The following is a 12,977-nucleotide window of genomic DNA, read 5'->3' as shown; positions in this document are numbered from 1 at the left end:
GCGACAATACCTCTCCAGCCCGACCGGATGCAGGCAACATGGCCATATTGGGTGCGAAACCGTTCCTTAAAATTTGACTTTCAGGTAGATAACGCGAGGGAGAATCGTTGCTGAGACCGCATGGGTGCGACAAACTAGCGCTTTATCGGCACTTTGTGGTGTTGCTGCCTTTGCTGGTCCTGCTCTCCGGTTGTGCAGGCGGCTCGAAGAATCCGCTCAGTGGCGCCCCGCCGACGATAGAACCGGCGCAGGCGGCCCAGTCACCGCCGGCGGCGCAAACCCCGGCCGGCTCGGTGCGGCCGCTGCACGGAAACGCCGCCGCGGCGATCTTCGACGGGGGCACCCACCAACTGGCCGTCCTGGTTCCCGGTGCCGACCCGGCGGCGCCCGCCAGCCTCGCCGAGTTCGGCGACCCCCAGGTCACGCCGCGCGTGATCGCGCTGCCGGGGCCGGCGACCGCGCTGACCGGCGACGGCCGCGGCACCGCCTACCTGGCGACCCGTGGCGGCTACTTCGCGGTCGACCTGGCCGCGGGTCACACGACACCGGTCCCCGTCGCCAACGCCCAGCAAACGGAGTTCACCGCAATCGCCCAACGCGCCGACGGCAGGCTGGTGCTGGGCAGCGCCGACGGCGCCATCTATACCTTTACCTCCCGGACACCGGACTCGGCCAGGAGTGCCACCATCGGGAGTCGAAACAAGATCTTTGCGCGCGTGGATTACCTTGCCACACAGGGAAATACAACCGTAGTGCTGGACCGCGGGCAGACGTCGGTGACGACGATCGGCGCCGAGGGCCGCGTCGAGCAGGCCCTGCGGGCCGGTGAGGGCGCGACCACCCTGGCCGCCGATCCGCAGGGCCGGGTGCTGGTCGCCGACACCCGCGGCGGCCAGCTGCTGGTCTACGGCGTCGGCCCGCTCATCTTGCGTCAGGCGTTCCCGGTGCGGCAGGCACCCTACGGCCTGGCCGGGTCGCACGGACTTACGTGGGTGTCCCAGACCGCTGCGAACGTCGTCATTGGTTACGATCTGTCAACCGGAATTCCCGTCGAAAGGGTGCGATACCCAACCGTGCAACAGCCCAACTCGCTGGCCTTTGACGAAGCGTCGGACACCTTGTACGTGGTGTCGGGATCCGGTGCGGGCGTTCAGATCATCGAGCACGCGGCGGGTGCGCGTTGACCACGCCGCGGTGGGGTCGGCTGCCGGTGGGCTGGGACACCGAGATGTCCGACGAATACGAGTGGATACCGTTGCGGCTGCCGCCGGAGGTGACCCGGCTCAGCGCGTCCACCCGGCTGTCCATCGAGGCCGAATACCGCGGCTGGGAGCTGACGCGGGTACGGCTCTACAACGACGGCAGCCGGCGGGTTCTATTGCGCCGCAAGAAACCTCGCGTGGAAAGCCGGCGGCCCGACCAGCCGGAGTTGTGATGTACCGGCTGCTACGCCGGCTATTTTTCTTAATCCCGCCCGAGCGCATCCACACGCTTGTTTTCGCCGTCCTGCGCGGCGGCACGGCCGTCGCCGCGGGGCGGCGGGTGCTGCGCCGACTGCTCGCACCGACCGATCCGGTGCTGGCCAGCACGGTGTTCGGGGTGTGTTTCCCCGGACCGCTCGGGCTGGCCGCCGGTTTCGACAAGGACGGCCTGGGGCTGTTGACCTGGGGCGCGTTGGGTTTCGGCTATGCCGAACTCGGGACCGTCACCGCGCACCCCCAGCCGGGCAATCCGGCCCCGCGGCTGTTCCGGCTGCCCGCCGACCGGGCCCTGCTCAACCGGATGGGGTTCAACAACCGCGGCGCCGGGGAGCTGGCGATCCGGCTGGCGCGCCACCGGCCCGAGGTGCCGATCGGGGTCAATATCGGCAAGACGAAGGCGACGCCCGTCGCCGAAGCGGTCACCGACTATCGGGCCAGCGCTCGACTGGTCGGCCCGCTGGCGTCGTATCTTGTGGTCAACGTGAGCTCACCGAACACGCCCGGTCTGCGCGGCCTGCAGGCGGTCGAGGCGCTGCGGCCCATTCTGTCCGGCGTGCTGGCCGAAACCTCGACGCCGGTGCTGGTCAAGATCGCACCGGATGTCTCCGATTCCGACGTCGACGACATCGCGGACCTCGCCGTCGAATTGGGCCTGGCGGGCATCGTCGCCACCAACACCACCGTGTCGCGCGAGGGCCTGGCCACGCCGGGGGTGAGCGAGCTCGGCTCGGGCGGCATCTCCGGGCCGCCGGTGGCGCGCCGAGCGCTCGAGGTGCTGCGGCGGCTCTACGGCCGGGTCGGGGACCGCCTGGTACTGATCAGCGTCGGCGGCATCGAGACCGCCGACGACGCCTGGGAACGGATCACCGCGGGCGCGTCGCTGCTGCAGGGCTATACCGGCTTCATCTACGGCGGGGGCTTGTGGCCCAAGCACATTCACGACGGTATCGCCCGACGCCTGCACGACGGCGGGTTCGCCTCGCTCGGCGAGGCGGTGGGGTCCGCGGCCATCGGCCCAGGCAGACCGAAGGGATAGAGCAGGCCAGCTCGGGGAGTCCGTATTGCGCGTGTGTCGATTAATAAAGGTTGAATGCCTCGCCCATCCAGGGTTGTGTATTTCTACAGCGAGCTGCTAGAAACAGCACACACACGTGTGTTTAGTGCGTCACAATTTATCGAACAGTGTGACCGGTACGACGTAGTTGGCTAATGGGTAGAGTCTTCGAGGGGAGACGACCATGTCTTTTGTAGTTGCTGCGCCGGAGACGGTGGGTGCGTTCGCCGGCGATTTGGCGGGCATCGGTTCCACACTGCGAGAGGCCACCGCGGCTGCAGCGGGGCAAACGACCGCCATCACCTCCGCCGCCGGCGACGATGTGTCGCTCGCCGTCTCGGAGTTGTTCGGCACGTACGGGCAGCGATTCCAGATGTTGAGCGCTCAGGCGGCGGCATTTCACAACGAGTTTGTGAGCCTGTTGAACGCCGGGGCGGCGGCCTACCTCAACACCGAGATCGCCAATGCCCAGCAGGCCATCACCAGCGCGAACTTCGCGGTCGGCAGCTTCACCGCGGGCGGCGCGGCCGCCGCGTCCGATCCCATCCTTGGCGGTCTCCTCGGCGGTTTACTCGGCGGCGGTTCGGGCGGCCTGCTCGGCCTGAACGGCGCAGGGGGCGGGCTGCTCGGCGGATTGGGCAGCGGGCTGAACCAGCTCCTGGGCGGCTTCAACAGCATCGGGGCCCAATTCGCCAACGGCTTTGGCTCGCTATTCAACCCTGCGATTCTTAACGCCTTCCCGACCCTGAGCGACTTCATCGGGCCGATAAACCTCGGCAACCTAACCCCGGGCTTGAGCCTCACCTCGGGACCACTCGGCGCGTTGCTGGGGCCGACCCTCAACGGCGTCGGTTTGGACCTGGGTAACTTCGTGTCCAACGAGCTGGTCAACGGCATAACCCTGTCCAACCTTTTAGGCGCTGGCACCGGGCTCTTCCAGGACGTGCCGGCACTTCAGGGACTTCAACCTCTGCTGAATTCGTTACTACCGGGGCTGTTCGGGCCGGCACCGTCGGGCCCGGGTCCTGCCCCGAACCCGTACCAAGTCCTGTTCGACACTACGGTGATGAATCTGAACCTCATGGGCTCGCAATTCGCGAGCCACCCGTTCCCGGTCCTGAATCAGATTGTCATCAACCAGAATCACTACGCGCTGATCTTCTCGAGTGGGGTCGCGACGGATCTGCAGGGTTTCCCCGCGAACGTGCCGGCGAACATTCAACTCACCCTGCAAGGCGCTTCGACGTTCAACCCGGCTGCCATCGGACAGGACTTCGTCAACGGCACGAGCGGCTTCTGGGGGACGGTCGGCTCGTCGCTCAACAAGATGGGCTCGGATCTGCAGCTGACGATTCCGACCGCCAGCAACGACATGGCGATGGCCGGCCAGGCGATTCAGATGGGCGATTACTACGGCGCGGTGCAGGACGCGGCGCACGCCCCAATCGATCTCTTCATCACGGGATTCGACACCAGCCACTTGACGATCGGCGGCAATGTCGTCACTCTGATCCCTCCCGACTTCCAGGTCTCCATCGCGGGACCCGTCGGGTTGGAGGGCCCCGCCGCCGAGTTGCTCCCCATCCTGACCGCCCTCGGACAGCAGCCGGTAGGCCTTGCGAGCCTGGCCGCACACGGGTCCATCCCCGGAATGATGTTGGGCAACTTCGCCAACGCGATCGACACCCTCGTCAACGCAAATGTCACAGCGAACTTCGCGCTGAACGTCGGCGCGACCCTGAACCCCATAGGCGTCGGGGGAACGCTGGCTGGCGCCGCCGTCTTCGGCTTGCCATTGCAGCTGGGCTTCGCGATACTGGGCCCACCGTTCGCCATGGCGAACGGAATCGCCCAGGGGGCAACGGCCTTCGGTGCCGCCGCGCAGACCGGCAACGTCTTGGGAATGCTGAACGCGATCGGCGATATGCCCGCCTACGCGATGAACGGCTTCCTCAACGGCCAACTCCTCGTGGACCTGCCGCTGCCCATAGCTGTGTCGGCGCCGTTGCTGGGCACTCTCGTCGTGCCGGCCATAGCCCACGTCCCCTTCGACGGGCTTCTCACCCCGCCCGAACCGCTAACGGTCACCATCCCCGCCGGCGTCGCCGGAATAACTATTCCAATCAACGCCACCCTCGGCGGCACGGAATTCGGGGGTCTGTTCCCGACGCTGCTGAACACCATTCCGGAAGCGATAGCCGCGGCCATCACACCCACCGGCTAGCCGGACTGCTTAGACAGGTTTCAAGACTCGGCATTCCGGGTGCGCGTAGCCCCCGCATTTGCGAGCATGGTCACGCATGCGCGAGGGCGTAAGTCGAGGGGGAAGGTATGTCCTTTCTAGTCGCCACGCCGGAAATGGTGTCAGCGGCGGGCGGGAGTTTGGCGGGGATCGGCTCGACCCTGAACGAGGCCACCTCGGCCGCGGCGGGCTCCACCACTAGCGTCGCCGCCGCGGGCGCCGACGACGTGTCGACCGCGATCTCGCGACTATTCGGCTTGTACGGTCAGCAATTTCAGGCTTTGAGCGCTCAGGCGGCGACGTTTCACAACGAATTTTCGAACCTGTTGAACGGCACGGCGGCGGCGTACCTCGGCACCGAGATCGCCAACACAGCCGACGCGATGAGCGCGCCCGCCGCGGGCGTCGCTGCGGCCACGGATCCGATTCTCGGTGGCCTGGGCCCGATCCTCGGCGGTGGTGGCGGCGGGATTCTGGGCGGCCTGCTCGGCGGCGGTAGTCCCCTGGGCGGTCTGCTCGGCGGAGTCGGCCAGCAAATCGGTTCCCTTTTGACCGCTCAATGGGACGGGTTCGAGATCAGGCTGCTGCCAGCATTGTTCGCGACCAACGCGACCATTTCCGCCGCCGGCGACCCCTGGCAAGCGCTCTTCGCCAATACTGGCGCCAACCTGCAAACCATCTTCAACGACTGGATGTCCGACCCGTTCCCCGTCCTGCACCAGGTCTTCAGCAACCAGAACGGGTACGCGCACATTGTCGGGACGGGGCTGGCCACTCAGCTGCAAGACTTCCCCACCACGTTGGCCAACATTCCGGCGAACATCCAGATCGGCATCCAGGGAACATCGACCTTCGCGCCCGCGATGCAGTCGTTCATCAACCAGCAGAACAGTTACAACCAGACGAGCAACGCGGGCCTGCAGAAGGCCGGCGCGGACCTGCAGAAAACCCTCCCGGTCTTCGAGTACGACATGGGAATGGCCGGCCAATCGCTCGTGACGGGTGACTACCACGGCGCGGTCCAGGCCATCCCGCGCGCGTTTCTGAACCTCTTCCTCAGCGGTGTCGACATCAACCTCATCGGAGTCGACCCCAGCAACCCGTCGCTCCTCAGCGCGCCGTCATACAAGGTGGAGGGCCCGGCGGGAGACCTTCTCCCCGCGACCTCCATCTCGGCCGCGCAAGAACAGTCCCTCGTCAACCTGCTGCCGCCGGGCTCGATCCCCGCGCAGATGGCGCAGAACTTTGTCACTGCGCTCAACACGTCCACCCTTCCGTTGGGCTTCGCGATCATCGGTCCGCCGATCGCCGCACTGGACGGGCTCGCGACGGGCGCCACGGTGTTCGGGGCGGCACTTCAGACCGGAAACGGAGTAGCGGCGATCGGCGCGCTCGCTGACATGCCCGCCTACGCCCTGAACGGCTTCCTCAACGGCCAAACCGTCATCGACCTGACAATTCCGGTGACCGAGACGGTGACTATCGGCGCCATCCCGCCCCTCCTCCCGGGCATCACCATCGTGCCCGCCAACACACCGATCGTGGTGCACATGCCCTTCTCCGGGATCCTCACTCCGCCGCAACAGATTTCGGCGACGCTGGACGTCTCCGAAGGTATTGGACAGCCCGTTCAGGTCGTCACCCTCACCTTGGGCGGAACGCAATTCGGCGGCCTGATCCCCGAATTGTTGAACTTCATGCCCCGGCAGATCGCCGAGGCTATCGCACCGTAGGTGGTGGCGCGTGGGAGCGGATCACCGCGGGCGCGTCGCTGCTGCAGGGCTACACCGGCCTTATCTACGGAGGAGGCTTGTGGCCCAAGCACATTCACGACGACATCGCTCGCCACTTGCGCGACGGCGGGTGCGCCTCGCTCAGCGATACGGTCGGGTCGGCGGCCCCCAAACCGGGGCGGCCGCCCGCCTTGGTCGCCCTGGTCATCCCCATCGGCCCGGAGCTTTTCTTGGTGGACACCATGATCTTGGTGCGCGGTGACGAATTCCGCGGCTATTCTTCTGTTCGAGCCAAGGGCGTGCGAGCCTTGGAGCAATCCCGGAGGGGGTTATGAGAGGCGCAACCTATGTCATCGCTTCCACTCCTCGTTCGGGTAGTTCGCTCCTGGCCGCCGGCCTCGTCGCGACTGGAGTTGCCGGGCGGCCCGAAGAGTACTTCACGCCCGACTACATGGGTTCGTACAAGCAAGATTTGAAACTGCCGATGAATTGCTCGTGGCCCGAATATGTGACGAAGGTTATGGAGTTCGCTGCGACGGGGAACGGGGTTCGGGGCATCAAAATTCATTGGCGGCATGTCGTCGTGCTGGCGCGGGCCCTGGATTTTCGTAGCGATCCGGGGTTGGTTCTCGAGAAGCTTTTCCCTACAGCAGTTTTCGTCAATATCGTCCGTGCCGATCGGCGCGCGCAGGCCATATCGCTGTTTCGTGCCGAAACGACCGGCGAGTGGTTTCGTTCTCCCGGCCCCTCGGCCAGGGCGCGTCCGTGGGGGCTCTACCTGGCCCGGCCCACCCCCAGCCGCGCCGCGGTCGATCTCACCTGTGTTGCGCCGACGTACGAGCAGATTATCGGGATCGAACAGAGCCTCGACGCCGAACAGGCAGCGTGGACCAATTACTTCAGCACCCGGCGTGTCAAGGCGCTGACGGTCCGGTATGAAGAGTTCGACGCCAACTATCGCGGCGAGATTGCGCGAGTCTTGCAGTTCCTCGGCGCTGATCCCGCACACGCCGCTCGCGTGCCCAAACCCCCGCTTGAGCGTCAGTCCGACCACATAAACGAACACTGGCGGCGACTCATTGACCGGGAGCATCGCTATAAGTTGACGCCGAAATGATCCACGAAGGCTTGTGGCCCAAGAGCATTCACGACGGCATCGCCCGTCGCCTGCGGGACGGAGGGTTCGCCTAGCTCAGCGATGTCATCGGGTCGGCGGACGCGAAACGGGAGTAGATCACGCCGCTCCGTCTTCGTCGTCTTCGTCGACCAGGAGTTTTTCGGGGTGGTGGAAGGTGTTGATTCTCGGCTGCCCGTAGTCGAGATGGGGTGGTGGGATCCATTCGGTGGTGCCGTCGTGGCGTTTTCGGGTGGTCCAGCCGCCGGGTTCGACCAGTGGGTGATCGGCTCCGCAAGCCAGGGCGAGTTTGTCGACATCGGTGTGGTGCGTGGTAGCCCAATCCTCGACATGGTGGACTTCGCACCAATACCCGCGCACGTCGCAGCCCGGGCGGGTGCAGCCGCGATCCTTCGCGTACAACACGATTCGTTGAGCGGGTGAAGCCAGCCGTTTCGTGTGATACAGCGCCAGGGGTTTGCCCTTGTCGAAGATGGCCAGATAGTGATGCGCATGGCGGGCCATCCGAATGACATCCGACATCGGCAGCACGGTGCCTCCGCCGGTCAGGCCCTTGCCGGCGGCGGCTTCGAGATCCTGCAGGGTGGTGGTCACGATGATTGACGCCGGTAACCCGTTGTGTTGTCCCAGTTTTCCGCTGGCCAGCAGCGCCCGTAGGCCCGCGGTGAGGCCGTCGTGGTTGCGCTGGGCGGCGCTGCGGGTATCGCGCCGCTGAGCCTGCTCATCGGCGGGACCGTCGACCACCGGGGTGTCGTCGTTGGGGTTGCACACGCCCGGGGCGGCCGTCTTGGCCAGCACTGCCTCCACGGTGGCGCGCGCCTCAGGCGTCAGCCAGCCGCGCAACTGTGACATGCCGTCGACCCCTTGTTTGCCCAGGATCAGCCCGCGGCGGCGGGCGCGTTCCTCGTCCGTGTAGGTGCCATCGGGGTTGAGGTAATAGGCGAGCAAATCGGCCCGCTCGCGCACCTGCTCGGGGCGGTATTGGGCGGCCAGCTTGGCCAGATCGGCCTCGGCCCGTTCGCGGGTCGCCGCGTCGACCCAGCACGGCAACTCCTCGAGGAACCGGCGAATCACCACCACATGACCGGCGCCGGCCTGCCCGGCGCGCTGGGCGGCCGCGGTGGCCGCCAGCCGTGCAGGCAGCGGCTCGCCGGTCAACGCGTGGCGCGGCCCCAAATCGGCGGCCTCGCCCACCCGCCGGGTGGCCTCGCCGCGGGTGATCCTCAGCCGGTCAGCCAACACGTGGGGCAGCCTGCCTCCCAACTCTGCCGGCGTGGCCTGCTGCACCAGTTGATTGATCAGTGCGTGGCCGGGCACCGGTAGCCGGCGCGTCTCGTGCTCGAGCCGTTCCAGCAACCCCAGCCGCTCCGGGGTGGTCAACGCGTCATACGAATGCCCGACGATTCGGGACACCACGGCGCGCAGCGCGTCGAAGTCCTCCTGGATCTCCTCGCGGCTACTCGAACGCATGTTCGAATGATATTGCGGCGCACCGACAAAACAATTCGCCATGGGACCAGTGAAACCAAAGTGGCAAAAGGGACGCCTGCTAAGCGCCCTCTCCGTGCCAGCGTCCGGCGCCAAGGGGTTCGTCAACTGGTAACGCGCGGTCGGGCCCGTCAGGCCCCGCGGTGTTTACGTCTGTTCGTAGGTGCCGTGGATGTAGGCCCGCGCGATCGCGTGCTGGAACAGGTTGAACCCCAGGAAAGCCGGGCTGGCGTCCTCGGACAGGTCGAGCTTGTCGACGTCCACGGCATGCACCGCGACGTAGTAGCGATGTGGGCCGTGGCCGGGAGGCGGCGCGGCACCGACGTACCGGCGCATCCCGGCGTCGTTGACCAGGGTCAGCGCGTCGCCGGGAAGCTCACCGCCGTCGCCGGCGTCGTCGGGCAACTCCGTCACGTCAGCCGGCAAGTTGGCCACCGCCCAATGCCAGAAGCCCGACAGGGTCGGGGCGTCCGGGTCATAGACGGTGACCGCAAAGCTGCGGGTCTCGTCGGGGAAACCCGACCAGCTCAGCTGCGGGCTCACGTCCTCTCCCCCGGCGCCCAGGATCCCGCTGATCTGCGGTGTGGCCAGCGGCTGACCGTTGGTGATCGAGTTCGATTTCAGACTGAACAAGGGCAACTTGGGCAGCGCGTCATACGGGTCAGGTGGCAAGCTCATCGGCGATCCTCTCGTGTCTCGTTCACTAGCAGTGCGTCAGGAAATGCGTCAGCACGTCGGTGCCGAACCTCAGCGCATCGATGGGTACCCGTTCGTCGACGCCGTGGAACAGCGCTGCGAAATCCAGGTCTGGCGGCAACCGCAGCGGGCTGAAACCGAAACAGCGAATACCCCAGCGCGCGAACGCTTTCGCGTCGGTCCCGCCCGAAAGCATGTACGGCACCGTCCGGGCGTCGGGGTCGAGCGCCAACACTGCGGCGTTGATGGCGTCCACCAAGTCACCGTCGAAGGCGGTTTGGTAGGAGTCGAAGTCCTTGATCCATTCCCGGGTCACGTCGGGGCCGATAAGCTCGTCGACCTCGGCCTCGAACGCCGGCTTTCGGCCCGGAAGGATGCGGCAGTCCACCACCGCTTCCGCGGTCGCCGGGATGACGTTGGCCTTGTAGCCGGCCTTGAGCATCGTGGGATTGGCGGTGTCGTGCAGCACGGCGTTCAGCATGCGGGCCATCGGGCCGAGCTTTTCGATCGTTCCCTCCAGGTCGTCTGACTCGGTGTCGAACGTCAGCCCGGTCTCCTCGCTGACGGCGGCGAGGAACTGGGCGACGGTGTCGGTGACCACGAGGGGGAACCGGTGCCGCCCCAGCCGGGCGACCGCCTCGGCGACGGCGGTGACGGCGTTGCGGTCGTGGGCCATCGAGCCGTGTCCGGCCGGGCCGCGGGCGGTCAGCCGCATCCACGACAGCCCCTTCTCGGCCGTCTCGATCAAATAGAGCCGGCGCTCGCCGCCGTCGCGGCGGGGCACCGTCAACGAGAACCCGCCGACTTCGCCGATCGCCTCGGTGACACCCTCGAACAGGTCGGGCCGGTTGCGCACCAGCCATTGCGCGCCGTAAGTGCCGCCATGCTCCTCGTCGGCGACGAACGCGAACACCAAATCGCGTGGCGGCACGATGCCGGACCGTCGCAGGTGCCGGGCGACGACGATCATCATGCCCACCATGTCCTTCATGTCGACCGCGCCGCGCCCCCAGACGAAGCCGTCCTCGATCGCTCCGGAAAACGGGTGGACGCTCCAATCGGCGGGCTCGGCCGGCACGACGTCGAGGTGCCCGTGGATCAGCAGGGCGCCGCGGGTGCTGTCCGCGCCCTGCAGGCGGGCGATCACGTTGCCCCGGCCGGGTGCGCCGGATTCGACGTATTCGGGCTGGTAGCCGACCTCAGCGAGCCGCTCGCCGACCCACCGCGCGCACTCGGCCTCGCCTCGCGTCGTCTCGGGATCGCCGGTGTTGGTGGTGTCGAACCGGATCAACCTGCTGACGACCTCGACCACATCGTCGCTTGGATTGGTGGGAACCTCGCTCGCCCGGCTCTCGACGGTCACAACCACCTTTCCTACCATTGCCTGCGCCCCAGCGTCGGCGAGCTCGGTTGGAATTGCCCGCCTCCTCCTCGGACCGCTTCGCGGCCCGCATCGTCGGCGAGCTCGGTTGGATTCGCCCGCCTCCTCCTCGGGCCGCTTCGCGGCCCGCATCGTCGGCGAGCGGAGTTGGGTCCGCGCGGGCCGATCCGATAGCCTTAGCTGCCAACCCATCCGGTTGGTCTCGTCCGAGTGGCGGAATGGCAGACGCGCTAGCTTGAGGTGCTAGTGCCCTACTAATGGGCGTGGGGGTTCAAGTCCCCCCTCGGACACAAAAAGTTACGGCTGGACCCGCCGCTTCGGCGGGGGGTAGACGGCTCGGGCGATCGTGGCCGACAGCCAACCGATCACCCATCCCCCAAAGACCAAGAACAACTTGTGCCGGGTGGCGTCGTCGGCCGCCACCGAAACAGCGGCCAGGATGACAGCCCATACGATCGCGCAGGCGATGCTGTAGCCCATGTAGGTGTTGGAACGCCGGCTCATTTCGCGCATCCTCTCGTGTCGCCGCCAAATCCCCTTGCGCACAACGTTATCTAACTCACAACCAGAATCCGAGTGAGCGGACGTGTCAGGCCCTCGACGCCGCACGTAGGCTTGGTGTAAGGCAATGGCCTGGCGAATGCGACCCATGAACCCACCGAGCGGCTTTCTCCGGCGAACTTCGACGCGCACGTTCCGCGATCGTCGGGAGGCCGGTCGCCTGCTGGCCGACGAGCTGGCCTCCTACCGCCAGAAGGACCCGGATAAAGACGATGTGCTGGTCTTCGGGCTGGCCCGCGGTGGAGTGCCGGTGGCCTGGGAAATCGCCGCGGCGCTGCACGCCCCGCTCGATGTGTTCTTGGTCCGCAAGCTCGGGGTCCCGCGCTGGTCGGAGCTCGCCATGGGCGCGCTGGCCAGCGGCGGCGGGGTGGTGATGAACGACAACGTGATTTCCAGCCTGCACATCACCGACGAGCAGGTCCGCGAGGTGATCGCCAGCGAGACGGCCGAGCTCATCCGCCGCGAGCAGGCGTACCGGGGCGGGCGCCCGCTCGCGGACCCACGCGGTAAGACCGTCATCCTGGTCGACGACGGCATCGCCACCGGCGCCAGCATGCTGGCCGCCGTCCGGGCGGTGCGGGACGCCGGTCCTGAAGCGATCGTCGTGGCGGTCCCCGTCGGACCGCCCTCCACGTGCCGCGAACTCGCCCTGGAAGCCGACGACGTGGTGTGCGCCACGATGCCGCCGGGGTTCGAGGCCGTCGGGCAGGTCTATGCCGACTTTCACCAGGTCAGCGATGACGAGGTCCGCGAGCTGCTCGGCACGCCGACCCGTTAGAAGGCGCTGCGCTTGTCGCGTGGCTGGGTTACTTGGCGCGGTCGTCGCTGCGGCCGTCGGCCGGAACCGCCGACTCCCCGCTGGTTTCGATGCCCTGCGACGACTCGTCGGTGGTGGTGTCCTGGGCGGCGGCGTGCTCTTCGCCCTCGGGCGGGGCTTCCTCGGGGTAGTCGACCGGCGCGTTCGCGTCGTCGCCGGCGTCGGCCGGCTCGTGATCTTCGCCGGCGACGCCGCGCCGCTGGCGTTCCCGCAGGGCGTCGATGATCAGCAACACCACGCCCAAAACGCTGGCGCCGATGCACACCCAGGCCACCAGCTCGTTGCTGGTGACGACCGCAAATACCAGTGCGACGAGGCCGATCAGGGCCAGGACCAGGGCAATGATCAGCATCGGTCATCCCTCCAGCCGACGTGCGGGAGTGCCAGGT

11 protein-coding genes, 1 tRNA gene and 2 pseudogenes are annotated in these 12,977 nt (G+C 66.8%); 9 read left to right on the top strand and 5 right to left on the bottom strand.

What is annotated here, in order from left to right:
• The first annotated feature begins 161 nt into the window (after window positions 1-161).
• From A5764_RS04240 to A5764_RS04210, 7 genes and pseudogenes are all read left to right on the top strand, one after another.
• Window positions 162-1,184, top strand: a complete 1,023-nt coding sequence (locus tag A5764_RS04240; RefSeq protein WP_067109152.1) for a YncE family protein — start codon at window positions 162-164, stop codon at window positions 1,182-1,184.
• A gap of 44 nt (window positions 1,185-1,228) precedes the next feature.
• The gene (locus tag A5764_RS04235) at window positions 1,229-1,435 is read left to right on the top strand and encodes a DUF5703 family protein (protein WP_156664491.1); all 207 of its coding nucleotides are present in this window, start codon (window positions 1,229-1,231) and stop codon (window positions 1,433-1,435) included.
• Entirely contained in the window at window positions 1,435-2,517 is a 1,083-nt protein-coding gene (locus tag A5764_RS04230; RefSeq protein WP_067109049.1) for a quinone-dependent dihydroorotate dehydrogenase, read from the top strand. The genes A5764_RS04235 and A5764_RS04230 overlap by 1 nt, the downstream gene beginning before the upstream one ends.
• 202 nt (window positions 2,518-2,719) lie before the next feature.
• On the top strand, window positions 2,720-4,759 hold the full coding sequence (locus A5764_RS04225) for a PE family protein (protein WP_067109046.1): 2,040 nt from the start codon (window positions 2,720-2,722) through the stop codon (window positions 4,757-4,759).
• Window positions 4,760-4,866: 107 nt separating this feature from the next.
• A complete protein-coding gene (locus A5764_RS29645) occupies window positions 4,867-6,510 on the top strand; it encodes a PE family protein (RefSeq protein ID WP_067109043.1) in 1,644 nt (547 codons plus the stop codon).
• 5 nt (window positions 6,511-6,515) lie between these two features.
• Window positions 6,516-6,689: pseudogene (locus A5764_RS29185) on the top strand (dihydroorotate dehydrogenase (quinone)); the annotation flags it as partial.
• A 152-nt stretch (window positions 6,690-6,841) separates the two neighbouring features.
• Window positions 6,842-7,627, top strand: coding sequence for a Stf0 family sulfotransferase (locus A5764_RS04210; RefSeq protein WP_082951475.1), 786 nt, complete (start codon window positions 6,842-6,844; stop codon window positions 7,625-7,627).
• Window positions 7,628-7,744: 117 nt separating this feature from the next.
• Here A5764_RS04210 and A5764_RS04205 read toward each other — a convergent pair whose 3' ends face one another.
• From A5764_RS04205 to A5764_RS04195, 3 genes are all read right to left on the bottom strand, one after another.
• Complete coding sequence (locus tag A5764_RS04205; RefSeq protein ID WP_067109149.1) at window positions 7,745-9,115, bottom strand: HNH endonuclease signature motif containing protein; 1,371 nt, start codon at window positions 9,113-9,115, stop codon at window positions 7,745-7,747.
• A 165-nt stretch (window positions 9,116-9,280) separates the two neighbouring features.
• Window positions 9,281-9,811 carry a YbhB/YbcL family Raf kinase inhibitor-like protein gene (locus A5764_RS04200; RefSeq protein WP_067109034.1) on the bottom strand — a complete coding sequence of 177 codons (531 nt, stop codon included), beginning with the start codon at window positions 9,809-9,811 and terminating at the stop codon, window positions 9,281-9,283.
• Window positions 9,812-9,836: 25 nt separating this feature from the next.
• Window positions 9,837-11,192 carry a M20/M25/M40 family metallo-hydrolase gene (locus A5764_RS04195; protein ID WP_082951482.1) on the bottom strand — a complete coding sequence of 452 codons (1,356 nt, stop codon included), beginning with the start codon at window positions 11,190-11,192 and terminating at the stop codon, window positions 9,837-9,839.
• Between the two features lie 222 nt (window positions 11,193-11,414).
• Here A5764_RS04195 and A5764_RS04190 point away from each other — a divergent pair.
• Window positions 11,415-11,500, top strand: a tRNA-Leu gene (locus A5764_RS04190).
• A gap of 7 nt (window positions 11,501-11,507) precedes the next feature.
• On the opposite strand, the gene A5764_RS04185 is transcribed toward A5764_RS04190, so the two are convergent.
• Complete coding sequence (locus A5764_RS04185) at window positions 11,508-11,714, bottom strand: hypothetical protein (RefSeq protein ID WP_156664483.1); 207 nt, start codon at window positions 11,712-11,714, stop codon at window positions 11,508-11,510.
• Window positions 11,715-11,850: 136 nt separating this feature from the next.
• On the opposite strand from A5764_RS04185, the pseudogene A5764_RS04180 reads away from it, so the two are divergent.
• Window positions 11,851-12,549, top strand: a pseudogene (locus tag A5764_RS04180) (phosphoribosyltransferase); the annotation flags it as partial.
• Window positions 12,550-12,577: 28 nt separating this feature from the next.
• Here A5764_RS04180 and A5764_RS04175 read toward each other — a convergent pair.
• Entirely contained in the window at window positions 12,578-12,940 is a 363-nt protein-coding gene (locus A5764_RS04175) for a hypothetical protein (RefSeq protein WP_067109021.1), read from the bottom strand.
• Window positions 12,941-12,977: the final 37 nt, after the last annotated feature.

This window comes from Mycobacterium sp. 852002-51057_SCH5723018, assembly GCF_001667035.1.
Lineage (GTDB): Bacteria > Actinomycetota > Actinomycetes > Mycobacteriales > Mycobacteriaceae > Mycobacterium.
Note: the sequence above shows the minus strand (reverse complement) of the source record. Positions and strands in the feature narration are given on the sequence as shown.